Raw genomic sequence first — 24,218 nt, 5'->3', positions numbered from 1 at the left:
GCGCGTCCGGCCCTGCCGCTGAAACGCCCGCAAGGGCATCATGAAGGCGCGGTCGGACGCGCGCACATCGTGCAGGCCATTTCCCTCCCCCGTTGGGCCAACCAATGAACCGTTACCCCCTCTGGAAATATGTCGTGATGCTGGTGGCGCTCGTCATCGGCCTCGTGTACACATTGCCCAATTTCTTCGGCGAAGCGCCGGCGGTCCAGGTATCGAGCGGCAAAGCCACCGTCAAGCTGGACTCGGGCACGCTCGCGCAGATCGAAGCCGCGCTGCCCGCGAACAACATCAAGGCCGACGATGTCACGTTCGACAACTCGTCGCTGAACGCGAACATCCGCGTGCGCGTCGCCGACACGGACACGCAGCTGCGTCTGAAGGACGTGCTCGCGAAGACGCTGAACCCCGACCCGAACGACCCGAGCTACATCGTCGCGCTGAACCTGCAAAGCGCCTCGCCCCGCTGGCTGACGGCGCTGCACGCGCTGCCGATGTACCTCGGTCTGGACCTGCGCGGCGGCGTGCACTTCCTGCTGCAGGTCGACATGAACGGCGCGCTCAACAAGAAGCTCGACTCCGACGCTTCGGACGCACGCACGATCCTGCGCGACAAGAACATCCGCGACGGCGGCGTGAACCGCGTCGGCCAGAGCGTCGTGATCAACTTCGCCGATCCGGCCGTGGCCGAGCAGGCGCGCAAGGTGCTCTCGGGCTCGAGCGGCGTCGCCGAGCTCGTCTGGGCCACGCAGAACGCGCCCGATGGCGGCGCGCAGCTCGTCGGCACCTTCACGCCGGCCGTGAGGAAGTCGGTTCAGGACGCCGCGCTCAAGCAGAACATCCAGACGCTGCATAACCGCGTGAACGAGCTCGGCGTGGCCGAGCCCGTGATCCAGCAGCAAGGCGACGACCGCATCGTGGTCGAGCTGCCGGGCGTGCAGGACACCGCGAAGGCGAAGGACATCATCGGCCGCACGGCCACGCTCGAAGCGCGTCTCGCCGACCCGAACGGCCTGCATCCGAACCCGTCCGATCCGGTGCCGCCGGGCGACGAGCTCTTCACGCAAGGCAACGTCGGCCCCGTGCTGCTGCGCAAGCAGGTGATCTTCACGGGCGACCGCATCATCGACGCCTCGGCGAGCTTCGACGAGCACAACCGCCCGTCGGTGAACATCCGTCTCGACTCGGCGGGCGGGCGCGCGGTGCGCAGCGTCTCGCGCGACAACATCGGCAAGCCGATGGCGATGGTGCTGTTCGAGAAGGGCAAGGGTGAAGTGCTCACGGTGGCCACGATCCAGTCGGAACTCGGCGACCGCTTCCAGATCACGGGACAGCCCACGCCGCAGGCCGCCGCCGACCTCGCGCTGCTGCTGCGCGCGGGCTCGCTCGCCGCGCCGATGGACATCATCGAGGAACGCACGGTCGGCCCGAGCCTGGGCGCGGACAACATTCGCAAGGGTTTCGACTCGGTGGTCTACGGCTTTGCCGCGATCGCGGTGTTCATGATCTGCTACTACATGCTGTTCGGCCTGATCTCGATGATCGGCCTCTCGGTGAACCTGCTCCTGCTCGTGGCCGTGCTCTCGATGCTGCAGGCCACGCTCACGCTGCCGGGCATCGCCGCCATCGCGCTCGCGCTCGGTATGGCGATCGACGCGAACGTGCTCATCAACGAGCGCGTGCGCGAAGAGCTTCGCCACGGTGCGCCGCCGCAGCTGGCGATCCAGAACGGCTATGCGCACGCCTGGGCGACGATTCTCGACTCGAACGTGACCACGCTCATCGCCGGTCTTGCGCTGCTCGCGTTCGGCTCGGGTCCGGTGCGCGGCTTCGCGATCGTGCACTGCATCGGCATTCTGACCTCGATGTTCTCGGCCGTGTTCTTCTCGCGCGGTCTCGTGAATCTCTGGTACGGCGGCAAGAAGAAGCTCAAGTCGCTGGCCGTGGGCCAGGTGTGGCGTCCGGAACCCGAAGCTGCAGGCGCGCGCGCGCTGGGCGCGTCCGACGCCGGCACCGACACGGGCCGCGCCGTGGCCCAGTCGACCAAGCCGCGCGAAACCGCGAAGGCCGGCGCCAAGGGCGCCGCGCGCGCAAAGCCGGTCGTGCGCCGTCGGAACAATCCTGACGGTTCCGGCACCCCGGGCTCGTCCCGCTGATACGGAGTCAAGAAAATGGAATTTTTCCGCATCCGCAAGGACATCCCGTTCATGAAGCACGCGTTGATCTTCAACGCGATTTCCTTCATCACGTTCATCGCGGCGGTGTTCTTCCTGTTTCACCGCGGCCTGCACCTGTCAATCGAGTTCACGGGCGGCACGGTCATCGAAGTGCAATACCCGCAGGCGGTCCCGCTCGAACCCGTGCGCGACTCGCTCGCGAAGATCGGCTATGGCGACGCTCAGGTGCAGAACTTCGGCACCTCGCGCGATGTGCTGATCCGCCTTCCGATCAAGCAGGGCCTCTCCTCGGCGCAGCAAAGCGATCTGGTGATGTCCACGCTCAAGACCGCGAATGCGCAGGTGCAGTTGCAGCGCGTGGAGTTCGTCGGTCCGCAGGTCGGCAAGGAGCTCGCCACCGACGGCCTGCTGGCGCTCGCGTGCGTGGTCGCCGGCATCATCATCTACCTGTCGTTCCGCTTCGAGTGGAAGTACGCCGTGGCCGGCGTGATCGCCAACCTGCACGACGTGGTAATCATTCTGGGCTTCTTCGCGTTCTTCCAGTGGGAGTTCTCGCTCTCCGTGCTCGCGGCGGTGCTCGCAGTGCTCGGTTATTCGGTGAACGAATCGGTCGTTATCTTCGACCGGATTCGCGAGACCTTCCGACGCGAGCGCAAGATGACCGTCATCGAAGTCATCAACCACGCGATCACGAGCACGATGTCGCGAACCATCATCACCCACGGCTGTACGGAAATGATGGTGCTCTCGATGTTCTTCTTCGGCGGCCCGACGCTGCACTACTTCGCGCTTGCGCTGACGGTGGGCATCCTGTTCGGCATCTACTCGTCGGTGTTCGTGTCCGCGTCGCTCTCGATGTGGCTCGGCGTGAAGCGCGAGGATCTCATCAAGGACAAGAAAGAGAAGTACGACCCGAACGATCCGAACGCGGGCGCCCAGGTTTAAACCCCGCGCGGCGTCGCATACGATCGAGCGCGATCGAACGCAATGGAAAGCAAAAAGCCGGTTCTCGCGAACCGGCTTTTTTTCGCGCGTTGCTCACTCGTTGGCCGCTACTTGCGCGTGAGGACGATGTGAAACTTGATCAGCACTTCGTCCGCAACGGTCGAGGTGTCCTTCCACTCTCCCGTGCCGATGTCGAACGCGAGCCGATGAATGGGCAGCGTGCCGTCGAAGGTCTGCGTCGCGCCCTGCTGGGTGAGCACGACCGGCACCACGACGGGCTGCGTATGCCCCTTGATCGTCATGTTGCCGCTCACGCTGTACTGGTTCGGACCCGTCGGCGTGATCGACGTGGAGACGAAAGTGGCCTGCGGGTAGGCCTTCGCGTCGAACCATTGGGGACCGCGCACCGAGTCGTTGTAGCTCGCGTCGCCGAGATCGTAACTGCCGGTATCGACCGTCAGGCGCGCCGTGCCCGCCGCCGGCTTCGCCGGATCGAAGTTGATCTGCGCATCGAACTTCGTGAAGCGGCCCTCCACGGGCACGCTCATTTGCCGCGAGACGGCCACGATCGTGCTCTTGCCCGCGTCCATTTGCGCCCAGACCGCACTGCTCGCGGCCAGCAGCACCGGCACCACGAGCACGCGGGTCACGATGGCCACGGCGCGTGCGAGCGCCACCCGCACCTTGCCCCCGCGCGCCCGGCCTCCAGTCAAATGCGCGATTGCGATCAATGCTTCCATGCTCTTCCCCACCCCGGGCGTCGGGAGCCTCCGCCAATGGTACCCGCCGCCCGCGCGAGCCCCTGAAGGGATGGCCGGTCACTCGGCCGCTCAGAACGAAAGATAACCTGGCGGCGCGCATGCATGCACCTGCGGGATCGCGCATTGCTCCTCACGCGTGATGCAGTGCAACACGAGAGTGCGGCAAGGCCAGCGACGGTAAGCCCGGCTTGCCCACTTGCGTTGGCGCATGACTGGTGCGCGGCCGCCGTACGCAACTGCAACAAACATGGCACACTCTCGCGCCGCTCGGGCGGTGACATGGCCCGCCGCCTCCGCTCGTCGAAGCACGTATTGCCAGCCTCCTTTGGTAACATGGCCGGCAGTGCAGATGCCGTGCCGTTGCGGCACCAGCGCTTTTCGCTCCTTTCACGTCGTTTTGCGTCTTCCGCCCGCATGGCCCTGGACAATCTGATCGCGTGTCACGAATGCGACGCGCTCTACAAAAAGCCTCGCCTGCTCGGGCGACAAAGCGCACGCTGCACGCGTTGCGGCGCCACGCTCTATAACAGCGCGTCGGCGCAGCTCGACCGCATCTGCGCCATCACCGTCGCCGCGCTCGTCACGTTCGTCATCGCCCAGTCGTTTCCCATCATCGAGCTCGATGCCAACGGAATCGTCTCGCAGTCGAGCCTCTTCGGCGCGCTCGTGGTGCTGTGGAACGAGAACATGCAGATCGTCGCGGTGATGGTCTTTTGCGCCACCATCCTTAGCCCACTCACGGAACTGGTCGCGCTGCTCTATGTACTCCTGCCGATCCGGCGCGGCGTCATTCCACCGGGATTCAACCTCGTGCTGCGCACGATCCAGTTCGTGCGTCCGTGGGGCATGCTCGAAGTCTTCATGCTGGGCGTGCTCATCACCATCGTGAAGATGGTGAGCCTTGCCCGCGTGATTCCGGAAACCGCGCTGTTCGCGTTCGGCACGCTCACGCTCATGATCACCGTGGTCCTGACCTTCGACGCACGCACGCTATGGGACATCGCCGACGACCTGCGCGAACGCCAGCGTGCCGCGCGGCTGGGCGGCGCCGGACCGGCGGACAGCGGAACGGGGTCGGGCGGCGGACCCGACATCGGCCCGGACGGACCAAGCGGACCAAGCGGACCAAGCGGACCAGACGGCCCGAAGCTCCCGAACCACCCGCTCTCCAGCACCGAAATTCGCGATCCGGCCGCGCCGAAGCAGCCCGCCGGCAGCGCCGACACCTCTGGCTTGAGCCCTCGATGAACCCAACGAACCCCCAGCGCACCGAGGCAACCCGATGAAATTCGTCACCGCCAGCGACGCCGGCCTCGTCTCCTGCCACGCCTGCGGCCACGTGCAACCGCGCGAGCGCCAGGCCGCCCATATACGCTGTGCGCGCTGCCACTCGCCGATGCACGTGCGCAACCCCGACAGCCTCACGCGCACCTGGGCGCTGCTGTTCGCCGCCGCGATCCTGTACATTCCCGCGAATCTGCTGCCGGTGATGCACACGGCCTCGCTCGTCGGCGACGAGGACGACACCATCATGAGCGGCGTCGCCTACTTCTGGACCTCGGGCGACGCACCGCTCGCGGTGATCGTCTTCATCGCGAGCATTCTTGTGCCCATGCTCAAGCTCTCCGTGCTCGCGCTGCTTTGCATCACGGCGCAGCGCCGCTCCCGGTGGCGCCCCGCCGAGCGCACGAAGCTCTACAGGCTCGTCGAGTTCATCGGCCGCTGGTCGATGCTGGACGTGTTCGTTGTCACACTGACCGTCGCGCTGGTACGCTTCCATTCGCTTGCGGTGATTACGGCGGGACCCGGCGCGATTGCGTTCGGCTCGGTCGTGGTCCTGACGATGCTGGCGTCGATGCAGTTCGATCCGCGCCTCATCTGGGATCCGGTAGACGAAGACAAACAGCAACCGCCGCAACACTCTCAGGATCGCCCTCATGAATAGTCCGCAAGGACCGAACCCGCCTTCAGGAGGCGGCTCGCTGCCGCCTGACCTCCCCGAGCCGGACATCGTCAAGCCGAGGCGCTGGCTCCCCTCCCTCGTCTGGATCGTGCCGCTCGTCGCGGCGCTGATCGGCATCGCACTCGTGGTGAAATCGGTGACCTCGCGCGGCCCGACCATCACGATCAGCTTCCTGAGCGCCGAGGGACTGGAGCCTGGCAAAACCAAGGTCAAATACAAGGACGTCGACATCGGCTCCGTGCGCGCCATCAAGCTTTCGCCGAATCTCTCGCGCGTGCTGGTGACCGTGGAGCTCACCAAGGACGCCGAAAAATTCGCCAAAAAGGACAGCCACTTCTGGGTTGTGCGCGCGCGCATCGGCGCGAGCGGCGTCTCAGGTCTCGGCACGCTGCTCTCCGGGTCCTACATTGGCGCCGACCCGGGCCGCTCGGAAGATACCGCGAGCGACTTCGTCGGGCTTGAGACGCCTCCCGCCGTGACCATCGACGAAAAAGGCCACCGCTACACGCTGCATAGCGAAGCGCTCGGCTCGCTCGATATCGGCACGCCCATTTTCTACCGGCGCATCCAGGTGGGCCAGGTAACGGGCTACTCGCTCGACAAGGACGGCAACGGCGTCACGGTGCAGGTGTTCGTGAGCGCGCCCTACGATCAGTACGTGGGCACCAACACGCGCTGGTGGCACGCGAGCGGCGTAAATGTGCAGCTCGATTCGAACGGCATCAAGATCAACACGCAATCGCTCGCGACCGTGGTGGTAGGCGGCCTCGCGTTCCAGGCGCCGTCGGGTCAGGGAATGGGCCCGCAGGCACCCGACAACTCGACCTTCACGCTCGCCGCCGACGAGGCCGAAGCCATGCGCGAGCCGGACGGCGCGCCGCAGCGCGTGGTGATGTACTTCAACCAGTCGCTGCGCGGCCTTTCGGTAGGCGCACCAGTCGACTTCCGCGGCATCGTGCTCGGCCAGGTGACGGGCATCGGCATCGAGTACGACCCGAAGGAGCGCAACTTTACGATGCCGGTGACGATGGACCTGTATCCGCAACGCCTCGCACGACGCATTCACGGCGAGGCGCCCGTACCGGGCACGCCGCAAGGCCAGGAGCTCGTCAAGCGGCTGGTCGCGCGCGGCCTGCGCGGCCAGTTGCGCACCGGCAACCTGATCACCGGCCAGCTCTACGTCGCGCTCGACATCTTCCCGAAGGCGCCAGCCGCGAAGGTGGACTTCGACCACGTCCCGATGGAACTGCCGACGATCCCGAACTCGCTCGAGGAACTGCAGGCACAAGTCGCCGACATCGCGAAGAAGCTCGACAAGATCCCGTTCGATCAGATCGGCAACAATCTGAACGACTCGCTGAAGAACGCGAACCAGTTGTTCGGCAAGGTCAACGACGAGATTCTGCCGCAGATGCGCGGCACGCTCGACCAGGCGCAGAAGACCTTCAACGCCGCGCAGTCCACGCTGCAGCAGGATTCGCCGCTGCAATCGGACGTGCATCAGGCGCTGCAGGAACTCACGCGCACGCTGCAATCCCTCAACGCGCTCTCCGACTATCTGGAGCGTCATCCCGAATCGCTGCTGCGCGGCAAATCAGGAGACAAGCCATGACGTTTCGCCGGCTCCCCCTGCGGCTCCCGGCAGCCCCGGCCCCAGCCCTCTCAGCGCTCGCCCTCGTGGCCGCGTTCGCGGGCTGCGCCTCGCCCGGCAGCCGCTTCTACACGCTGAGCCCCACTGACGATGCCGCGCACGCGAGCGTCGCCTCGACCATGGGCAATCAAGCTTTGCTCGTGGCGGTGGCGCCGGTCGACGTCCCGCCGCAGGTCGCGAAGCTGCAGTTCGTCGTGCAGAACGACGCCAACCAGGTCAAGGTGCTCGAGCAGGAACGCTGGGCCTCGCTGCCCGGCGACGAAATCCGCCGCGCGCTCTCCGGCGATCTCACGCAGCAGCTCGGCGCCATCGACGTGTACGGCTCGCCGCATCCCGAGGGCGTGCCGGTCTATCGCGTGAGCGTGAACGTTCAGCGCTTCGAATCGTGGCCGGGCTCGCATGCCCTCATCGACGCGGTCTGGAGCGTGCGCGCACTCGACTCACAGACGGTCATGACCTGCCGCAGCGTGCTCAACGAACCCGTCGGCGACGGCTATGACGCGCTCGTAGTCGGCCACCGACGCGCGGTGGCGGCGCTCTCGCAGGCCATCGCGAGCGGCGTGCGCACGCTCGCCGCCGCGCCGCAGGCGAGCGCGACGGCCAGCACCAGGACCACGGCGAAGAACGGCGCCAAGGCCTCTTCCGCGCACCTGCCGCCCGCGACCAGCATCGCCTGCCCGCAGGCCGTGTCCACCGCCGCAACGGCGGGCTGAGTCCCTGCGCGGACACCCGAGCGGACGCGGCTCGCCGCGTCCGTATTCGCGTTCCCTCCGGCTCCTCGCATGCGCACCAGTACACGCTAATACGCAATAGTGCGCACTAGCGCGCACAACGCCATGATCACGCCACGGCTCCCGCCGGCTTGGCCGCCGCCCCTGTGCGCCAACGCTGCCACGCCGCGCGCTCGCTCCCGTGTGCCGCCAAACGGCTCGCATCGGCCGCTTTCGCGCTGTCCAACTCGAACCGCCCAATCCGCGCGAGCCGCGATAATCCAGAGGATTTTTAGCGGAGCGGAAACGGCGTAGTGATCTGGCCAGGGGCACGGCGAACGAGCCGTTTCCGCTCCGCTAAAAATTCGTTGAGCTAAGCCGCTCCGCTGCCGGTGGCTATGGGAATTGAATCGGTGCGGCGCCGGTTGTGAGCGTCGAATGCGGGAAGTGAAGCGAGGGCAAGAAAGAATCCGGATGCACGATTGGGCAGGCACGTCCAAGCATGATGGCCTGCAGGCCGCTTGGGTGGCAAGAGCGAGGTACGTTGTGACTGCAGGGGACATGCGTACCACGCGGCCCCGTACGTTGTGCCGGGTTCGCCCCCCAGGAAGCGTGCACGATCATGCTTCATTGCTGGATGGCGGCGCCCGCGCCGGCGCGCCAGGCAGGAGGTATTCGACGCAAACCATGTGACCGTGTTTGCAAACCGGGCAGTCGCGCAGTGACCGGCCGGTCAGCTGTGCAAAGTGGTCGCGGTAGTCCGGTGCGGATGTCACCCGGGTTTCGGCGGGCGGCGCGCCGAGCAAACGGCGACATGCGGCGAGGCTGGCCTCGCGCAGCCGGTTGCTGAGCAGTCCATAGTGGCGAATTCGTTGCAATCCGTGTGGCAGCACGTGCAGGAGGAAGCGGCGCAGGAACTCATGGGCGTCCAGACGCATTACGCGCGGATGGCCTGGTTGGCGATAGTCCTTCCAGCGAAACGTGACATGCCGATCGCTCTGACTGATGAGGCGGTTGTTGGAGATCGCGACGCGGTGTGTGTAGCGGCCGAGATAATCGAGCACCTGCTGCGGACCGCCAAACGGCTCCTTGGCATAGACAACCCACTCGGTTTGACGCGGGCCAGACAGATAGCGGGCAAACTCGCACGGCTCAGACAGGTGGACCAGTGACGCGAAGAAACGCAGTGCCCCGATGTCAAAGGCATGTTGCAATCGCTCGAGGAACAGCCGGCGGAACAGACGCGAGAGCACCCGAACCGGCAGGAAGAATCCAGGCCGGCAAGCCACCCAGCGCGTGCCGTCGGCGGCAAGGCCACCGCCCGGGATCACGCAGTGCACATGCGGATGGTGGACCAGATTCTGTCCTCAGGTGTGCAGCAACGCGATGAATCCGATCGTGGCCGCAAGGTGGCGGCGGTCCGCAGCTATGGTCTGCAGCGTTTCGGCGGTTGCCTGGAACAGGATGTCGTAGACAACCCGCTTGTTCTGGAATGCAATGGCCGCGATCTCTTGCGGAACGGTGAAGACGACGTGGAAGTAAGGCACGGGCAGCAGGTCCGCCTGGCGGTGCTCGAGCCATTGTGCCCGGGCGAGCGACTGGCACTTCGGGCAGTGCCGGTTGCCGCACGAGTTGTAGGCGATGCGCTGATGTCCGCAGGCGTCGCACTGCTCAACATGACCACCCAGAGCCGCCGTTCGGCATTGCTCGATGGCGCGCATGACGCGACGCTGCTCGCGGTCGAGCGAGTCGGCGTGCAGATGCCGGTATGCCGGGCCGTGGCGTCGCAGGACGTCCGCCAACTCCAGCGGGGCCTTCATGGCGGTTCAGACGTGATCAACCCGTGGTTCAGGTAAAGCCTGCGGCGACCTTGACGGTAGGCGGTCAAACGGGCTGGTCGTCGCGCAGATCGTGCTGGTTGCGACCTTCAGATAGCGCGCCGTTGTGGCCAGGCTGCGATGGCCCATCAGCAACTGGATCAGGCGCACATCCGTGCCGGATTCGAGCAGGTGCGTTGCAAACGCATGGCGCAGGGAGTGCGGCGTGATCGGCTTGGTGATACCGGCACGGCGACGCGCATCATGGCACGCCTGTCGTATCACGTCGGCACCCACGGGTTGATCGGGGAAGCGGCCGGGAAACAGCCAGTACTGGGGGCGGCCGGTGCACCAGTAGCTGCGCAGGACCTCCAGCAGCCGGGGCGAGAGCATCACGTAGCGGTCGGCGCGCCCCTTACCCTGTTCGACACGCAGCATCATGCGCTGGCTGTCGATATCGCCGACCTTAAGCCGGGTGGCTTCCGAGATGCGCAGGCCGGCGGCGTAGGCCACGATCAATACGGTACGATGCTTGTCGCTACGGATCGCTTCAAGGAAGCGCGTGATCTCGTCCTGACTGAGAATCACCGGGAGTTTGCGCGGTGTCCGCGCCATCGGGAGTTCGTCGACGGCCCACTCACGTTTGAGCGTGATGTGGTACAGAAAGCGCAGCGCCGCAGTGGCCACCACCAGCGTGCTGGATGAGCGTCGCTGGACTTCAATCAGGTGCACTTGCCACGCGCGTACTTCCTCCGGGCCCAGCAGTTCAGGGGAACGCCCGAAGTACCTGGCAAAGTTGCTCACCTGCTGGAGATACACGCGTTGTGTGTTGGCCGCGAGGTTGCGCACGCGCATATCCTCGATCATGCGTCGACGTAGGGGTGTCATGGTGGACTCCGCTCTGAATGGTCACGGCAGCAAACTGCACTGCTATCGTCCCACTCGAACGGACGCGCCCTATGGATGATCCCGGAGCTGATGTCGCTGGCCAACTACCTCCTCCCGCTTCAGCGGGTTAGTTCAATGCCGCTTTACCCTACCGCCTGACGCATTGGTATGTTTCGTTCGCTCAAGACGCTCTGGAAAAAATGGCGCGCTTCGCGCAGCGCAGTTCAGCAACTCGATGCGTTGCTCGCCATCGCAGATGCCGATGCCCCCTACGCGGAACGCAGCGACTGGCTGATCGAACTCGCACACTGGATCCACCGGCGCGGCCAGCTCGACGCCGATGCCACCGCAGCCGCCGCCACCGCGCCCGATGCGCCGCTGCGCGCGCCGCCCGAGCATGCGCGCGTGCGCTACCTGCTGCACGTGCTGGACCGCAATCCGGCATGGAAGGCCAACGTCGGCGCGATGGTGCGCAAGCTGCTGCGCGAAAGCGACAGCATCACCCTGCTCTGCGACGCAGGCATGCCGGTCCACTCGAACCTGTTCGGCGCGCTCGTGGGCCGGATGCAGGCGCAGTTGATCCCGCCCGCGCCGAACCGCCGCGACCTCGCGGCACTCTTCACGCTGATGTTCCCGTCGACCCACGACCCCGAGTGGATCGCCACACTGCCGCGCGACCTGCTCGCCCGGCTGCGGACCCTGATCGCCGAGCCCGGCGCGGTGCAGCCGGAAGCGGCGGTCGAACCCGCCGTCGTCCCGGCCCAGCTTCCCGACGAAGACAGCACGGGCGCCGCGCGCCCTGTCGCTTCAGCAGCGCTGCCCAACGAGTTCTCGCTGGACCTGCTCACGGCGCTGCACAACCTGACCTGCCAGATCAGCTCGACGGGTCTCTCGCCGACGGTGCGCAGCCGCCTTTCGAACGAAGACGCGCACGTCGCCGTCGAAAAGCTGTCGTTCTTCCGCCTCACGCGCGCGATGCTCGCAGTGGAAAACGCACGCGACGCGGGCGAGCCCACGCGGCTGCTGCAGGAAGTGACGTGGCTGCGCCTCTTGCTCGACGACTGCCGCAAAGCCGCCGACGGCGTCTTCGCGCATCTCTACCGCCACGGCGTGCGCGTGGACACGGTGTTCCAGGTCCAGCGCATGCGCATGCGCATCGTGCGCGCGGAGCGTCTGCTCGACGCGTGGATGGCCGCCGACGATCCCGCGACTCAAGCGCGCCTCGTTGCCGATCTCGTCCGCGCGAACCAGAAAAGCCAGAGCACGGCCCACCTCGTGCGCAGCAACTTCGCGCTGCTTTCGCGCAAGGTGGTGGAGCTCTCCGCCGACACGGGCGAGCATTACATCGCGCGCGACCGCGCCGAATACCTCACGATGCTGCGCATGGCGGCGGGCGGCGGCCTCGTCACGGCGGTGACGGTCTACGTGAAATTCGGCATCACGGGCGCGCACCTGCCCTCGATGATCGAAGGGCTCTTCGCGGGCATCAACTACGCGCTGAGCTTTCTCGTCATGCACTTCTGCCACTTTTCGCTCGCGACCAAGCAGCCCGCGATGACCGCGCCCACGCTCGCGCGCGAACTCGACGGCGCCAACGAGCCCGCGGGGCGCGCGCGCTTCGTGTCGTCGGTGGTGGCGCTGATCCGCACCCAGGCCGCCGCCGTGCTCGGCAACGTGCTGCTCGTATTCCCGGCCTGTCTCGCGATCCAGCTCGCGTTCGGCTGGCTGTTCCACGCGAACCTGATCGCGCCGGCGAAAGCGCACGCGACGCTCCAGTCGTTCTCGCTGATCGGCCCGACGCCGTTCTACGCCGCGCTCACCGGCGTGCTGCTGTGGGCGTCGAGTCTGTTCGCCGGCTGGGCCGACAACTGGTTCGTGCTGCATCGCGTCGAGGACGCGCTCGCGTGGAACCGGCGCCTGCGCATGACGCTGGGCGCACCGGGCGCCGCGCGCCTCGCACGCTTTTGCCGCGTGAACGTGGCGGGCGTATGGGGCAACGTCGTGCTGGGCATGATGCTCGGCCTCGTGCCGGCGATCGTTTCGGCCGTCGCGTTCCACTTCGAAGTGCGCCACGTGACGCTCTCGGCGGGCTCGATCGGCGTGGCGCTCGGCGTGCTCGGCACGGCTACGCTCAAAACCGGCGAGCTCTGGTGGGCCGTGGCCGGCGTGGCGAGCATGGCCGTCCTCAACGTGACGGTGAGCTTCGCGCTCGCGCTGCACATGGCGGTGCGCTCACGCGACCTCGGGCGCCAGGACGTGCGTCCGCTCATGCGTGCGTTCTGGCGGCGCGTGACGCGCCATCCGATCGATCTGGTGTGGCCGATCCGGCGGGGGCGCGGCGCGAATCAGGAGGGCTGAAAGCCAATGAACGGCATCGTGCCGTGAGCTGCCGGACGATAAGACGGGATGGGCGTGGAAGACGCCCCGAGCATTGGCGCGGCATGCAAACCCAGTGGAATCTTTGGCAAGTCCGCCGGCCCTCGCGTGAGAATCAGGCCGCTCGCACGGCCAGCCGCCTGAAGGGACTCACGCCAACCCGCGTACAATAGCGCCTTCCTCGCAGCGTCCCCTCTCTTCTCATGTCTTTCGATTTCTTTGCTCCCTGCCCGCGCGGCCTCGAAGCCCCGCTCGCCGCCGAACTGGCCGAAATCGCGCAGCGGCGCCTGCCGCCCGGCGCGCTCCAGGTGGGCGCCGAAGTGCCCGGCGGCGTGCATTTTCGCGGCAACTGGGCCGGCGGCATGGCCGCGAACCTGCATTCGCGCATTGCCAGCCGCGTGCTCCTGAAAATCGCCCAGCGGCCCTATCGCGGCGAGCAGGACATCTATGCGCTCGCGCGCGAGCAGCAATGGGAAAAATGGTTCTCGCCGAACGAGACCATCCGCATCGACATCACCGCGATCAAGTCGCCGCTGCGCAGCCTCGAATTCGCCACCCTGCGCGTGAAGGACGCGATCTGCGACCGCATGCGCGACAAGGCCGGCGCGCGCCCCAGCGTCGATACTGCCTATCCCGACGTGCGCGTGTTCGCCTTCCTCACCGCGAACGATTGCACGCTCTACCTCGACACCTCGGGCGAGCCGCTCTTCAAGCGCGGCTGGCGTCTGGACAAGGGCGCCGCGCCCCTGCGCGAGAATCTCGCCGCCGGCATCCTGCGCCTCACGGGCTGGACGCCCGAGATGCCGCTCTATGACCCGATGTGCGGCAGCGGCACGTTCCTGGCGGAAGCCGCCCAGGTCGCGCTCGACATCGCGCCGGGGCTGTCGCGCAGCTTCGGCTTCGAGCGTCTGAAGCAGGCCGACACCGCCGCGTGGCGCCATCTGAAGAGCGAGGCGAACACGTTGCGCAACACCGCCATGAGCCGCGCGACGGAGCTGCGCATTTTCGGCAGCGACATTTCCGACGTCATGCTGGAGAAGGCGCGCGCCAACTTCGCGCGCGCGGGTCTTGGCGAGGTGCCGCTCAAGCAGCTCGATGCGCGCAACATGACGCCGCCCGCAGAAGGCAACGGGATTCTCGTGGCGAATCCGCCGTATGGCGAGCGTATCGAGGTGCGCGGGCGCAACGCGCGCGGCGAAGCCCGCGCGCCACGCAGCGACGACTACGAGGAGCAAGAGGCCTTCCGCCGCGTCCATACCGACGCACCCGACGCCGAATTCTTCCAGGCGCTCGGCGACGCGCTCAAGCAGCGCTTCACGGGCTGGCGCGCGTTCTTCCTGACCTCGGACCGCAAGCTGCCTGGGCAGCTGCGTCTGCGCGAAGCGGCCAAGACGCCGCTCTTCAACGGCGCGCTCGAATGCCGCCTGTTCCGCTTCGACCTGATCGCGGGCAGCGTGCGCCAGCGCCCTGCCGGCGCCGGCCAGGACGCCGCCGCTGGCAAGAACCCGGACAGCGCCGGCCCAAACAGCTAACGAGCCGCACGATGTAACCCCTGCGCCGCGTCCGCGTTTCAGACGCGCGCAGGCCCGACCGCCGCTCCGCCCGGTTCGACGGGCAGCGGATATCCTTGGTACTCCGGAAAGAGTCTAGGCAGCAGGAAGACCGGCAGCGAATGCCGCGAAAAGCAGCGCGACGTGGAAGCCGGGTGAATCAGATGCAGGCAGCTCGCCTGGGTGTCGTCGGCGGCGAGCACTTTCTGTCCCGACTCCACCACGCGGCGGATGAAGCTCTCGTCTTCGCCGAGGTTGACGTCGTCAAAGCGCGCGATGTCGAAGAGCGCCTTGCGGTAAACGTATGCGAAGCCATAGAAAAGAATGAAATCGGCGCCGATCTGCATCTTCTCGTGGAAGGTCACCGTGCCCACTTCCTTGCCCTTGAGCACGTAATGCAGGCCCACGCGCGCATTCAGGTCCATATAGCCCAGAAACTGCGTATGCGGCGCGTACATCCAGAACGTCGATAGCTTCATGAGCTGCGCGCCGCTTTCGCGCAACAGCCGCGCCATGGTCGCGAGATAGTGCGAGGCGTAATGATCGTCGTCGTCGAAATGGGCGATCAACTCGCCGCGCGACTCGCCCACGAGGAAATTGCGCTTCGCGCCGATCGACATGGGCGTCTTCGACCAGTAGTAGCGCACGCGCGGGTCGGTGTCGGCGAGTTGGCGCATGAAGGCGCTGGGCTGGGGGCTGTCGTCGAGCACGAGCCACTCCCAGTCGACCTGCTGACGCGCCACACAGCGCGCGATCGCCGGCAGAAAGGCCTCGCGGTTGGCCGTGGGCGTGATGATGGAGATGTTTGGAGACATGAAGCGCAAGGCAGGCCACGAGCCGCCGGATCGAGAGAACAAGGAAGAATCAATCCGTCGATTACAGCAGATTTGCGCGCGCCTCTCTCTCGAAAACGCCTGCCGGCATGGCGCGGCGCAGCGCGGTGAACGTGCTGTCAAAGCTACTGACAACACGTTGTCAGTAGCCCCACGGCACACTCCTTCCTACGCCAGCCCGCGCGACATCAAGTGCGTTGCGGGCAGGCCGGCGCCACGGCATCCCGCCAGCCGCCGCCATTTCACCGCATCCGCCATCGACACCATTGGCATCCGAGGAGCGCATCATGTCGACCGAAGTTTCCCGTGTCATCTCGTGGTTCGAAATCCCCGCACACGATCTGGACCGTGCCGCCACCTTTTACGAAACCGCCCTCGATACGTCGCTGCAGCGCGAAGTGGTCGGCGGCGTGCCGATGGCGCTGTTCTCGCATACGGAAGCCGAAACCGGCGGCTGCATCGTGTTTAATCCGCGCGACGCCAAGCCGGACCCGAAAGGCGTGCTCGTGTATCTGAACGCGCAGCCGTCGATCACGGCCGTGCTCGAGCGCGTGGAAAAGGCCGGCGGCAAGAAGCAGGGCCCTGCCGTGGAGCTGCCCAACAACTACGGCTATATCGGCTTCTTCATCGATACCGAAGGCAACCGCGTCGGCTTGCACGCTGCCAAGCTGGGCTGAGCGCTGGGGCGCTATCATCCTCGGGACCGTTTCCGGTCATGCTTGCGGCCACACGGTTCTTCGCTGTCCGGACCGGCCGTTTTAAGCGGCCGTTTTAAGCGGCCGTTTTAAGCGGCCATCCCAACTGGCCGTCCGAGCTGCCCGTCCGAACCCGTCGACCGTTCTGGCCCACCCCCAACGACCCACCCATGACCCGCCGAGCCGACCGCCTGTTCCGCATCGCCGAGCTGCTGCGCGGCCGCCGTCTCACCACCGCGCAGCAGCTCGCGCAGTGGCTCGAGGTGTCGCCGCGCACCGTCTATCGCGACGTGCGCGACCTGCAGCTTTCGGGCGTGCCGATCGAAGGCGAAGCGGGCATCGGCTACCGGCTCGCGCGCACGGCAAGCCTGCCGCCGCTCACCTTCACGGCCGACGAGCTCACCGCGCTCGCCGTGGGCGCGCGCATGGCCGAATCGTGGGGCGGCGCGGTGCTCGCGGGCGGGGCGCGCGGCGCGCTCGCGAAGATCGCCGCGGCCATGCCCGCCGACAAGCGCGCGGTGCTCGAACGCATCGCCGTGTTCGTGCCGTCGTATCACGTCGATCCCGCGTATTCGGAGAAAGTGGACGCGCTGCATCGCGCCGTCGATTCGCGGCTGGTGGTGCGCTTCGCGTATTGCGACCGCATCGGCGCGCATACGCAGCGGCGCATCTGGCCGCTCGGGCTCGTGTACTGGGGGGCGCAGTGGACAATCGGCGCGTGGTGCGAAATGCGGGAGGATTTCCGCAACTTCAACATCGCGCGGATGAACGACGTGGAAGTGCTCGAGCCGTTTCCCGACGTGAGCGGGAGACGGCTCGGCGATTATTTGCGGCGCGTAGAAGCACCGTCGACGTAACACCGCGCGGGGTACGCGTGACGGTCTGATACAGGCGTAAAAAAAGCGCGCATCGCTGCGCGCTTTGTGTAGCCAGGAAACTTCGGCGATGGCGCTTATTCCACCGCCTTCACCATCTCCTCGATCACCTTCTTCGCGTCGCCGAACACCATCATGGTCTTGTCCATGTAGAACAGTTCGTTGTCGAGACCGGCATAGCCCGCCGCCATCGAGCGCTTGTTCACGATGATCGTGCGCGCCTTGTAGGCCTCGATGATCGGCATGCCCGCGATCGGCGACTTCGGATCGTTCTTCGCCGCCGGATTCACCACGTCGTTCGCGCCCAGCACCAGCACCACGTCGGTCTGGCCGAACTCGTTGTTGATGTCCTCCATCTCGAACACCATGTCGTAGGGCACTTCCGCTTCCGCGAGCAGCACGTTCATGTGGCCCGGCATGCGGCCCGCCACGGGGTGAATGGCGTAGCGCACGTCCACGCCCTTCTCCACCAGCTTGTCCGTGAGCTCCTTCAAGGCATGCTGCGCGCGCGCGACCGCCAGCCCGTAGCCCGGCACGATCACGACGCTCTCGGCATTGCCCAGCATGAACGCGGCGTCGTCGGCCGAACCCGACTTCACCGGACGCTGCTCCTGCGCGCCGGCCGACGACGCCCCACCCGCCTCGGCGCCAAAGCCGCCCAGCAGCACGTTGAAGAACGAACGGTTCATCGCGTGGCACATGATGTACGAGAGAATCGCGCCCGACGAGCCCACCAGCGAGCCCGCGATGATCAGCATCGCGTTGTTCAGCGAGAAGCCGATACCCGCCGCCGCCCAGCCCGAGTACGAGTTCAGCATCGACACCACGACGGGCATGTCCGCCCCGCCGATCGGGATGATGATGAGCACACCGAGCGCGAACGCGATCGCCGTCATGATGATGAACGGCAGCCACGACTGCGTGAGGAAGAACAGAATGCCGAAGCCGATCATGCCCAGCGCGAGCATCAGGTTGATCAGGTGCTGCCCCGGATAAACGACCGGGGCGCCCTGGAACAGGCGGAACTTGTACTTGCCCGAGAGCTTGCCGAAGGCGATCACCGAACCCGAGAACGTGATCGCGCCCACGAAGGTGCCGATGAACAGTTCGATGCGGTTGCCGTAAGGCAGGAAGCCCGGATACGGCGCGTCCTCGGCCACGAGCCCGAACGCGGCCGGCTCCGAGACCACCGCATACGCGATGCACACCGCCGCGAGACCGATCAGCGAGTGCATGGCGGCAACGAGCTCCGGCATCTTGGTCATCTCGACGCGCGCGGCCACGAATGCCCCCAGGCCGCCGCCCACCACCAGTGCCCCGAACAGCAGCCCGAGGCCGAGCCCGAGGTTCGAGCCGAACTGGGCCGACTGCTTCGCAATCAGCGCAACCGTGGTGAGAATGGCGATGGCCATGCCAACCATGCCGAACATGTTGCCGGCGCGCGCGGTGCGCGGGTTCGAGAGACCCTTGAGCGCCTGGATAAAGCAGACCGACGCCACCAGATAGAGCAGCGTAACGACGTTCATGCTCATCATGCGCCCTCCTTGCTGCCGGACGCGGCCTTCTTCGGCTCCTTCTTGCGGAACATTTCGAGCATGCGCCGCGTGACGAGGAAGCCGCCGAACACGTTCACCGCTGCGAGCAGCACGGCGAAGGTGCCGAAGAACTTGCCCGCGCCACCCACCGTGAGGCCGGTCGCCAGCATCGCGCCCACGATCACGATGGCCGAGATCGCGTTGGTAACGGCCATGAGCGGCGTATGCAGCGCGGGCGTGACGTTCCACACGACGTGATAGCCCACATACACGGCCAGCACGAAGATGATCAGGTTGATGACGGTATGGTTGATCAGTTCCATTGCCGGGTCTCCTCAGGTCTTGCGCGTGACGGTGCCGTCGCGGGCCAGCAGCGTGGCCGCGACGATGTCGTCCGCGAGATCGATATTGAGCGCGCCTTCCTTCGTGACGATCAGCTTCAGGAAGTCGAGCAGGTTGCGCGCGTAGAGCGACGAGGCATCGGCGGCCACCATCGACGCGAGATTCGTGTAGCCGCAGATCTGCACGCCGTGGTGCGTGACCACCTTGTCTGCTTCGGTGAGCGGACAGTTGCCGCCGCGCCGGCCGGTGGCCGGATCGGCGACGGGGCCGCGCCCGGCCGCGAGGTCGATCACGACCGAGCCCGGCTTCATCGCCTGCACGGTGTCGGCGGGCAGCAGCGTGGGCGCGTCGCGGCCCGGGATCAGCGCGGTCGAGATGACGATATCGGCCTGCTTCGCGCGCTCGTGCACCAGCGCCGACTGGCGCGCGAGCCACGAGGGCGGCATCGGGCGCGCGTAGCCGCCCACGCCCTGCGCCGCTTCGCGCTCCTCATCGGTTTCGTAGGGCACGTCGATGAATTTCGCGCCCAGCGACTCGATCTGCTCTTTCACCGCCGGACGCACGTCCGAAGCCTCGATCACGGCGCCCAGACGCTTCGCGGTGGCGATCGCCTGCAAGCCCGCCACGCCCGCGCCGAGGATCAGCACGCGCGCGGCCTTCACCGTGCCGGCCGCCGTCATGAGCATCGGCATGAAGCGCGGATAAAGATTGGACGCCACGAGCACCGCCTTGTAGCCGGCAATGTTGGCCTGCGAGGACAGCACGTCGAGACTCTGCGCGCGCGTGGTGCGCGGCGCGGCTTCGAGCGCGAACGCCGTCACGCCCGCTTCGGCGAGCTTCTGGGCATTTTCCGCATTGAAGGGATCGAGCATGCCGACCAGCACCGCACCGCGCTTCATGAACGCGAGCTCGCTGACCGAGGGCGACTGGACCTTGAGCACGAGCTCGGCGCCGAAGGCGGCGGCCGCGTCGGCGATCTGCGCGCCCGCGGCCGTGTAGGCCTCGTCGGGAAAGCTCGCGCCAACGCCGGCGCCTGCCTGAATAGTGACCGTGTGACCCTGCGCGACGTACTTCTTGACTGTCTCCGGCGTCGCGGCCACGCGGGTTTCGTTCGCCCGCGTCTCTGCGGGCACTCCGATATGCATCGCTGTTTCCTCCTCGACCTGCTTTCTTTCTAATCTGGCTCTAATCGAGCGGAGTGAAGCCGGCGAGGCCCGCCGGCTTTCTATTGCAACGGCAAACTGCCGCACCACTTTAACCGAAACCGCGAGCGCGACTGAAGCCGAAATTGCGCGTTTTTGTGCACTGCACACAACACTTTTAGATGTCCGACCGGACGGTCGACGATACCCCGCATAGGGCGCCTTCGTGTCCCCATGCGCACTGGATAGCGGGACCGGGCGCGCGATCCGGCCCCCGGCAGTCTTGGGCGGGTGCCGGTAAAATAGCGGCCCATGAATGATGAAACCTGGGCACCCCACGTCACCGTGGCGTCAATCGTCGAGCGCGACGGGCGCTTTCTGCTCGTCGAGGAGCACACGCCGGCCGGCTTGCGCCTGAATCAGCCCGCCGGGCATCTGGAAGCCGGCGAGACGCTCCACGAGGCGGTCGTGCGCGAAACGCTCGAAGAAACCGCTTATGCGTTCGCGCCCGAGGCACTGGTCGGCATGTACATGACACATTTCGGCAAGCCCGGTGAAAGCGGCACGACATATCTGCGCTTCACTTACTGCGGCAGCGTCGCGAGCGAGCCGCAGCCGCGCGCGCTCGATCCGGACATCGTCCGCGCGCTGTGGATGAGCGCCGATGAGCTGCGCGCCGCGAGCGCGCGCCACCGCACGCCGCTCGTCATGCAATGCGTCGACGATTACCTCGCGGGCAAGCGCGTGCCGCTCGATTTCGTGCATACCCACGCGGTCGGGCCGAAGGCAGGTCCGAAAGTGAAACCCCGGGATTGAAAGCAGCAACAAGGCAGCAGACAAATGAGCAAACGTAAGGTCGTGGTAGGCATGTCGGGCGGCGTCGATTCGTCGGTTACCGCATGGCTGCTCAAGGAGCAGGGGTTCGACGTCGTCGGTCTCTTCATGAAGAACTGGGAAGACGACGACGACGGCGAGTACTGCTCGACGCGCCAGGACTGGATCGACGTGGTGTCGGTCGCGGACCTGATCGGCATCGACGTCGAGGCGGTCAACTTCGCCGCCGAGTACAAGGACCGCGTGTTTGCGGAGTTCCTGCGCGAATACTCGGCGGGCCGCACGCCGAACCCCGACGTGCTCTGCAACGCCGAGATCAAGTTCAAGGCCTTCCTCGATCACGCGATGTCACTGGGCGCGCAAACCATCGCCACGGGCCATTACGCGCGCGTGCGTCAGAACGAACGCAACGGACGCTTCGAACTGCTGAAGGCGCTCGATCACACGAAAGATCAGTCGTACTTCCTGCATCGCCTGAACCAGGCGCAGCTTTCGAAGACGATGTTCCCTCTGGGCGAAATTGCCAAGACGAAGGTGCGCGAGATCGCCGAACAGATCGGCTTGCCGAACGCGAAGAAAAAGGATTCGACTGGCATCTGCTTCATTGGCGAGCGGCCGTTCCGCGATTTCCTGAACCGCTATCTGCCCACGAAGCCCGGCCCGATGATGACGCCCGAAGGCAAGGTCGTGGGCGAGCATATCGGCCTCGCGTTCTATACGTTCGGGCAGCGCAAGGGCATTGGCCTGGGCGGCAGCAAGGACGGCAGCGGCGACCCGTGGTTCGTGGCGGGCAAGGACATGGCCGCCAATACGCTCTACGTCGTGCAGGGCCACGATCATCCGTGGCTGCTCGCGCACGAGCTGCGCGCGGGCAATGTGAGCTGGGTCGCGGGCGAGCCGCCCGCCGACGGCCATGCATGCGGCGCGAAAACGCGTTACCGCCAGGCCGACGCGCCCTGCACGTTCAAGGCCGCGTGCGTAGATGGGGAAAGCGGCGAAGGCCAGTTCGCGCTGCACTTCCCAAGCGCGCAATGGGCCGTGACACCGGGCCAGTCGGCGGTGCTCTACGACGGCGACGTGTGCCTCGGCGGCGGCATCATCGAAGCCGTGACGACGCTGGAGCCCCATGTGCCCGCCATGCCGCCCCCCGTCGCGCCGAAGAAAAAGCGCACGCCGCGCAAGAAATCGGCACAGTTCGCTGCCTCGGCCGCGCGAGATTTGGCTTAATTTCTGGCTTAAGGCCTGACACGAGCGCACTCGCGCGGCGCACCCGGCGCCGCGCGTTTTTCCCTCCTTACGATCGTACGATCGGCCCCTTCGGTTTCACGCCGGCTTTTTGTCTTCCTGCCGGCCAGATTCACCAACTTGCGGCATCATTCGGGCACCGTCGCGCCTCACCCGGGCGCGGCCGGCGCGCGCGGCCGCAACCCGCCTCGCGCAGCGAATCAAAAGATCGAGGAGTCCCCACCCATGTTTTCCCGACGTTACCTTGCCATGTGGTGCGCGGTGCTGCTGCTGGCAGCCTGCGTGCTTGCAGCGGCGCTCCATCATCTGTCGTGGCTGTGCGCCGTCGTGCCGGCGCTCATCGTCGCGCTCGGCATCTGGGACATGACCCAGCAGCGCCACGCCATCCTGCGCAACTATCCGCTCTGGGGTCATCTGCGCTTTCTGTTCGAGTTCGTGCGTCCCGAAATCCGCCAGTACTTCGTCGAAGACGACACCGACGAAAAACCCTTCTCGCTCGTGCAGCGCAGCGTGGTCTACCAGCGCTCGAAGAACGTCGTCGACAGCCGCCCGTACGGCACCGAGCTCGACGTGAAGGCCGTAGGCCACGAGTGGATCAGCCATTCGCTCGCGCCGACCAAACTCGCGGGCAGCGACTTCCGCGTGCTGGTGGGCGCGCAGCGCGCGCAGCCGTATTCGATGTCGATTTTCAACATCTCGGCGATGAGCTTCGGCGCGCTATCCGCCAACGCCATCCGCGCGCTCAACCTGGGCGCGAAGAAAGGCGGCTTCGCGCACGACACCGGCGAAGGCTCGATGTCGAAATACCACCGCGAGAACGGCGGCGACATCATCTGGGAAGTCGCCTCGGGCTACTTCGGCTGCCGCAACGACGACGGCACCTTCAGCGCCGAAAAATTCCAGCGCCTCGCCCAGGAGCCGCAGGTGAAGATGATCGAGGTGAAGCTCTCGCAGGGCGCGAAGCCGGGCCACGGCGGCATGCTGCTGGCCGCCAAGGTCACGCCCGAGATTGCCGAGACGCGCGGCATTCCGATCGGCCAGGATTGCGTCTCGCCCGCGCGCCATTCGGAGTTCTCCACGCCGCGCGGCCTGCTCGAATTCGTCGAGCGCCTGCGCAAGCTCTCGGGCGGCAAGCCCACCGGCTTCAAGCTGTGCATCGGCCACCCGTGGGAGTTCTTCGGCATCGCCAAGGCCATGCTCGAAACCGGCATCTTGCCCGACTTCATCGTCGTGGACGGCGCCGAAGGCGGCACGGGCGCCGCGCCCATCGAGTTCACCGATCACATCGGCACGCCGCTGCAGGAGGGCCTGCTGCTCGTGCACAACACGCTCGTGGGCATCGGCCTGCGCGACAAAATCAAGATTGGTGCAAGCGGCAAGATCATCACCGCATTCGATATCGCCAAGACGCTCGCGATCGGCGCGGACTGGGTCAACTCGGCGCGCGGCTTCATGTTCGCGGTGGGCTGCATCCAGGCGCAGAAGTGCCATTCGGACCGCTGCCCCACCGGCGTCGCGACCCAGGACCCGGCGCGCCAGCGCGCACTGAACGTGCCGGACAAGGGCGAGCGCGTCTACTATTTCCATCGCAACACGCTGCACGCGCTGCAGGAAATCCTCCAGGCCGCGGGACTCGAGAGCCCCGCCGATCTGCGCGCGCATCACATCGTGCGCCGTGTTTCGTCGTATGAAGTCAAGCTGATGTCGGAACTGCTCAAGTACCTGAAGCCTGGCGACCTCATCGAAGGGCGTTACCGCTATCAGCTGTACGAGAAGTGGTGGCCGGTCGCGCGCAGCGATTCGTTCGTGCCGGATATCGACAAGATGGGCTGACGCCCAGATGGTTGCGCGCGCAACGTCATGGCGGCGTGCGCGCGTCCTG

At 66.1% G+C, this 24,218-nt stretch carries 19 protein-coding genes and 1 pseudogene; 13 read left to right on the top strand and 7 right to left on the bottom strand.

Annotated features, from left to right (window positions below; genetic code table 11):
• Window positions 1-104: 104 nt before the first annotated feature.
• Both secD and secF read left to right on the top strand, forming a co-directional pair.
• Window positions 105-2,153, top strand: coding sequence for a protein translocase subunit SecD (secD, locus tag P5W98_RS02315; protein WP_421042530.1), 2,049 nt, complete (start codon window positions 105-107; stop codon window positions 2,151-2,153).
• Window positions 2,154-2,168: 15 nt separating this feature from the next.
• On the top strand, window positions 2,169-3,119 hold the full coding sequence (gene secF / locus P5W98_RS02310) for a protein translocase subunit SecF (RefSeq protein ID WP_421042531.1): 951 nt from the start codon (window positions 2,169-2,171) through the stop codon (window positions 3,117-3,119).
• Between the two features lie 107 nt (window positions 3,120-3,226).
• On the opposite strand, the gene P5W98_RS02305 is transcribed toward secF, so the two are convergent.
• On the bottom strand, window positions 3,227-3,709 hold the full coding sequence (locus P5W98_RS02305; protein ID WP_434718495.1) for a YceI family protein: 483 nt from the start codon (window positions 3,707-3,709) through the stop codon (window positions 3,227-3,229).
• 585 nt (window positions 3,710-4,294) lie between these two features.
• Between P5W98_RS02305 and P5W98_RS02300 the strand changes: the two genes are divergently transcribed.
• From P5W98_RS02300 to P5W98_RS02285, 4 genes are read left to right on the top strand one after another with little or no spacing between them, the layout of a single operon-like run.
• Entirely contained in the window at window positions 4,295-5,128 is an 834-nt protein-coding gene (locus P5W98_RS02300) for a paraquat-inducible protein A (RefSeq protein WP_434718193.1), read from the top strand.
• 34 nt (window positions 5,129-5,162) lie between these two features.
• Window positions 5,163-5,825 (top strand): paraquat-inducible protein A, encoded by a 663-nt coding sequence (locus P5W98_RS02295; protein WP_421042533.1) that lies wholly within the window; start codon window positions 5,163-5,165, stop codon window positions 5,823-5,825.
• Window positions 5,818-7,455 carry an intermembrane transport protein PqiB gene (locus P5W98_RS02290; RefSeq protein ID WP_434718192.1) on the top strand — a complete coding sequence of 546 codons (1,638 nt, stop codon included), beginning with the start codon at window positions 5,818-5,820 and terminating at the stop codon, window positions 7,453-7,455. The genes P5W98_RS02295 and P5W98_RS02290 overlap by 8 nt, the downstream gene beginning before the upstream one ends.
• Window positions 7,452-8,207, top strand: a complete 756-nt coding sequence (locus P5W98_RS02285) for a PqiC family protein (RefSeq protein ID WP_434718191.1) — start codon at window positions 7,452-7,454, stop codon at window positions 8,205-8,207. The genes P5W98_RS02290 and P5W98_RS02285 overlap by 4 nt, the downstream gene beginning before the upstream one ends.
• Window positions 8,208-8,824: 617 nt before the next feature.
• Here the strand turns inward: P5W98_RS02285 and P5W98_RS02280 are convergent.
• Together P5W98_RS02280 and P5W98_RS02275 are read right to left on the bottom strand one after the other, a co-directional pair.
• Window positions 8,825-10,024 (bottom strand): annotated as a pseudogene (locus P5W98_RS02280) (IS91 family transposase).
• A gap of 6 nt (window positions 10,025-10,030) precedes the next feature.
• Entirely contained in the window at window positions 10,031-10,909 is an 879-nt protein-coding gene (locus P5W98_RS02275) for a tyrosine-type recombinase/integrase (protein ID WP_434718190.1), read from the bottom strand.
• 168 nt (window positions 10,910-11,077) lie between these two features.
• On the opposite strand from P5W98_RS02275, the gene P5W98_RS02270 reads away from it, so the two are divergent.
• Both P5W98_RS02270 and P5W98_RS02265 read left to right on the top strand, forming a co-directional pair.
• Window positions 11,078-13,267, top strand: coding sequence for a site-specific recombinase (locus P5W98_RS02270; protein ID WP_434718189.1), 2,190 nt, complete (start codon window positions 11,078-11,080; stop codon window positions 13,265-13,267).
• A gap of 221 nt (window positions 13,268-13,488) precedes the next feature.
• On the top strand, window positions 13,489-14,817 hold the full coding sequence (locus tag P5W98_RS02265) for a THUMP domain-containing class I SAM-dependent RNA methyltransferase (protein WP_421023048.1): 1,329 nt from the start codon (window positions 13,489-13,491) through the stop codon (window positions 14,815-14,817).
• Window positions 14,818-14,855: 38 nt separating this feature from the next.
• Here the strand turns inward: P5W98_RS02265 and P5W98_RS02260 are convergent, their stop codons facing one another.
• A complete protein-coding gene (locus P5W98_RS02260) occupies window positions 14,856-15,650 on the bottom strand; it encodes a glycosyltransferase family 2 protein (protein WP_421042537.1) in 795 nt (264 codons plus the stop codon).
• Window positions 15,651-15,955: 305 nt separating this feature from the next.
• Here P5W98_RS02260 and P5W98_RS02255 point away from each other — a divergent pair, with 305 nt between their 5' ends.
• Together P5W98_RS02255 and P5W98_RS02250 are read left to right on the top strand one after the other, a co-directional pair.
• Window positions 15,956-16,345 (top strand): VOC family protein, encoded by a 390-nt coding sequence (locus tag P5W98_RS02255; protein ID WP_421023046.1) that lies wholly within the window; start codon window positions 15,956-15,958, stop codon window positions 16,343-16,345.
• Window positions 16,346-16,533: 188 nt separating this feature from the next.
• Window positions 16,534-17,220: a helix-turn-helix transcriptional regulator gene (locus tag P5W98_RS02250; RefSeq protein WP_421042538.1), complete on the top strand. Its 687-nt coding sequence runs from the start codon at window positions 16,534-16,536 to the stop codon at window positions 17,218-17,220.
• A gap of 95 nt (window positions 17,221-17,315) precedes the next feature.
• Here the strand turns inward: P5W98_RS02250 and P5W98_RS02245 are convergent, their stop codons facing one another.
• Genes P5W98_RS02245 through P5W98_RS02235 form a run of 3 tightly spaced genes read right to left on the bottom strand, consistent with a single transcriptional unit; the run spans window position 17,316 to window position 20,260 of the window.
• The gene (locus P5W98_RS02245; protein WP_421042672.1) at window positions 17,316-18,770 is read right to left on the bottom strand and encodes an NAD(P)(+) transhydrogenase (Re/Si-specific) subunit beta; all 1,455 of its coding nucleotides are present in this window, start codon (window positions 18,768-18,770) and stop codon (window positions 17,316-17,318) included.
• On the bottom strand, window positions 18,770-19,096 hold the full coding sequence (locus P5W98_RS02240) for an NAD(P) transhydrogenase subunit alpha (protein WP_413186317.1): 327 nt from the start codon (window positions 19,094-19,096) through the stop codon (window positions 18,770-18,772). The genes P5W98_RS02245 and P5W98_RS02240 overlap by 1 nt, the downstream gene beginning before the upstream one ends.
• Window positions 19,097-19,108: 12 nt before the next feature.
• The gene (locus P5W98_RS02235; protein WP_421023044.1) at window positions 19,109-20,260 is read right to left on the bottom strand and encodes a Re/Si-specific NAD(P)(+) transhydrogenase subunit alpha; all 1,152 of its coding nucleotides are present in this window, start codon (window positions 20,258-20,260) and stop codon (window positions 19,109-19,111) included.
• A gap of 309 nt (window positions 20,261-20,569) precedes the next feature.
• Here P5W98_RS02235 and P5W98_RS02230 point away from each other — a divergent pair, with 309 nt between their 5' ends.
• The 3 genes from P5W98_RS02230 (at window position 20,570) to P5W98_RS02220 (ending at window position 24,169) form a co-directional block, all read left to right on the top strand.
• Window positions 20,570-21,073, top strand: a complete 504-nt coding sequence (locus P5W98_RS02230) for an NUDIX hydrolase (protein WP_421023043.1) — start codon at window positions 20,570-20,572, stop codon at window positions 21,071-21,073.
• A 24-nt stretch (window positions 21,074-21,097) separates the two neighbouring features.
• Window positions 21,098-22,318: a tRNA 2-thiouridine(34) synthase MnmA gene (mnmA, locus tag P5W98_RS02225; protein WP_434718188.1), complete on the top strand. Its 1,221-nt coding sequence runs from the start codon at window positions 21,098-21,100 to the stop codon at window positions 22,316-22,318.
• A gap of 243 nt (window positions 22,319-22,561) precedes the next feature.
• A complete protein-coding gene (locus P5W98_RS02220) occupies window positions 22,562-24,169 on the top strand; it encodes an FMN-binding glutamate synthase family protein (RefSeq protein WP_421023041.1) in 1,608 nt (535 codons plus the stop codon).
• The last annotated feature ends 49 nt before the right edge of the window (window positions 24,170-24,218 follow it).

The organism is Paraburkholderia sp. A1BS-2L (assembly GCF_051125205.1).
In the GTDB taxonomy this organism is placed as follows: Bacteria; Pseudomonadota; Gammaproteobacteria; order Burkholderiales; family Burkholderiaceae; genus Paraburkholderia.
Note: the sequence above shows the minus strand (reverse complement) of the source record. Positions and strands in the feature narration are given on the sequence as shown.

What these genes read in the sequence shown, in the direction of transcription:
- secD (WP_421042530.1), top strand. Translation starts at nt 105, where the DNA reads ATGAACCGTTACCCCCTCTGGAAATATGTCGTGATGCTGGTGGCGCTC.
- secF (WP_421042531.1), top strand. Translation starts at nt 2,169, where the DNA reads ATGGAATTTTTCCGCATCCGCAAGGACATCCCGTTCATGAAGCACGCG.
- P5W98_RS02305 (WP_434718495.1), bottom strand. Translation starts at nt 3,709, where the DNA reads ATGGACGCGGGCAAGAGCACGATCGTGGCCGTCTCGCGGCAAATGAGC.
- P5W98_RS02300 (WP_434718193.1), top strand. Translation starts at nt 4,295, where the DNA reads ATGGCCCTGGACAATCTGATCGCGTGTCACGAATGCGACGCGCTCTAC.
- P5W98_RS02295 (WP_421042533.1), top strand. Translation starts at nt 5,163, where the DNA reads ATGAAATTCGTCACCGCCAGCGACGCCGGCCTCGTCTCCTGCCACGCC.
- P5W98_RS02290 (WP_434718192.1), top strand. Translation starts at nt 5,818, where the DNA reads ATGAATAGTCCGCAAGGACCGAACCCGCCTTCAGGAGGCGGCTCGCTG.
- P5W98_RS02285 (WP_434718191.1), top strand. Translation starts at nt 7,452, where the DNA reads ATGACGTTTCGCCGGCTCCCCCTGCGGCTCCCGGCAGCCCCGGCCCCA.
- P5W98_RS02275 (WP_434718190.1), bottom strand. Translation starts at nt 10,909, where the DNA reads ATGACACCCCTACGTCGACGCATGATCGAGGATATGCGCGTGCGCAAC.
- P5W98_RS02270 (WP_434718189.1), top strand. Translation starts at nt 11,078, where the DNA reads ATGTTTCGTTCGCTCAAGACGCTCTGGAAAAAATGGCGCGCTTCGCGC.
- P5W98_RS02265 (WP_421023048.1), top strand. Translation starts at nt 13,489, where the DNA reads ATGTCTTTCGATTTCTTTGCTCCCTGCCCGCGCGGCCTCGAAGCCCCG.
- P5W98_RS02260 (WP_421042537.1), bottom strand. Translation starts at nt 15,650, where the DNA reads ATGTCTCCAAACATCTCCATCATCACGCCCACGGCCAACCGCGAGGCC.
- P5W98_RS02255 (WP_421023046.1), top strand. Translation starts at nt 15,956, where the DNA reads ATGTCGACCGAAGTTTCCCGTGTCATCTCGTGGTTCGAAATCCCCGCA.
- P5W98_RS02250 (WP_421042538.1), top strand. Translation starts at nt 16,534, where the DNA reads ATGACCCGCCGAGCCGACCGCCTGTTCCGCATCGCCGAGCTGCTGCGC.
- P5W98_RS02245 (WP_421042672.1), bottom strand. Translation starts at nt 18,770, where the DNA reads ATGAGCATGAACGTCGTTACGCTGCTCTATCTGGTGGCGTCGGTCTGC.
- P5W98_RS02240 (WP_413186317.1), bottom strand. Translation starts at nt 19,096, where the DNA reads ATGGAACTGATCAACCATACCGTCATCAACCTGATCATCTTCGTGCTG.
- P5W98_RS02235 (WP_421023044.1), bottom strand. Translation starts at nt 20,260, where the DNA reads ATGCATATCGGAGTGCCCGCAGAGACGCGGGCGAACGAAACCCGCGTG.
- P5W98_RS02230 (WP_421023043.1), top strand. Translation starts at nt 20,570, where the DNA reads ATGAATGATGAAACCTGGGCACCCCACGTCACCGTGGCGTCAATCGTC.
- mnmA (WP_434718188.1), top strand. Translation starts at nt 21,098, where the DNA reads ATGAGCAAACGTAAGGTCGTGGTAGGCATGTCGGGCGGCGTCGATTCG.
- P5W98_RS02220 (WP_421023041.1), top strand. Translation starts at nt 22,562, where the DNA reads ATGTTTTCCCGACGTTACCTTGCCATGTGGTGCGCGGTGCTGCTGCTG.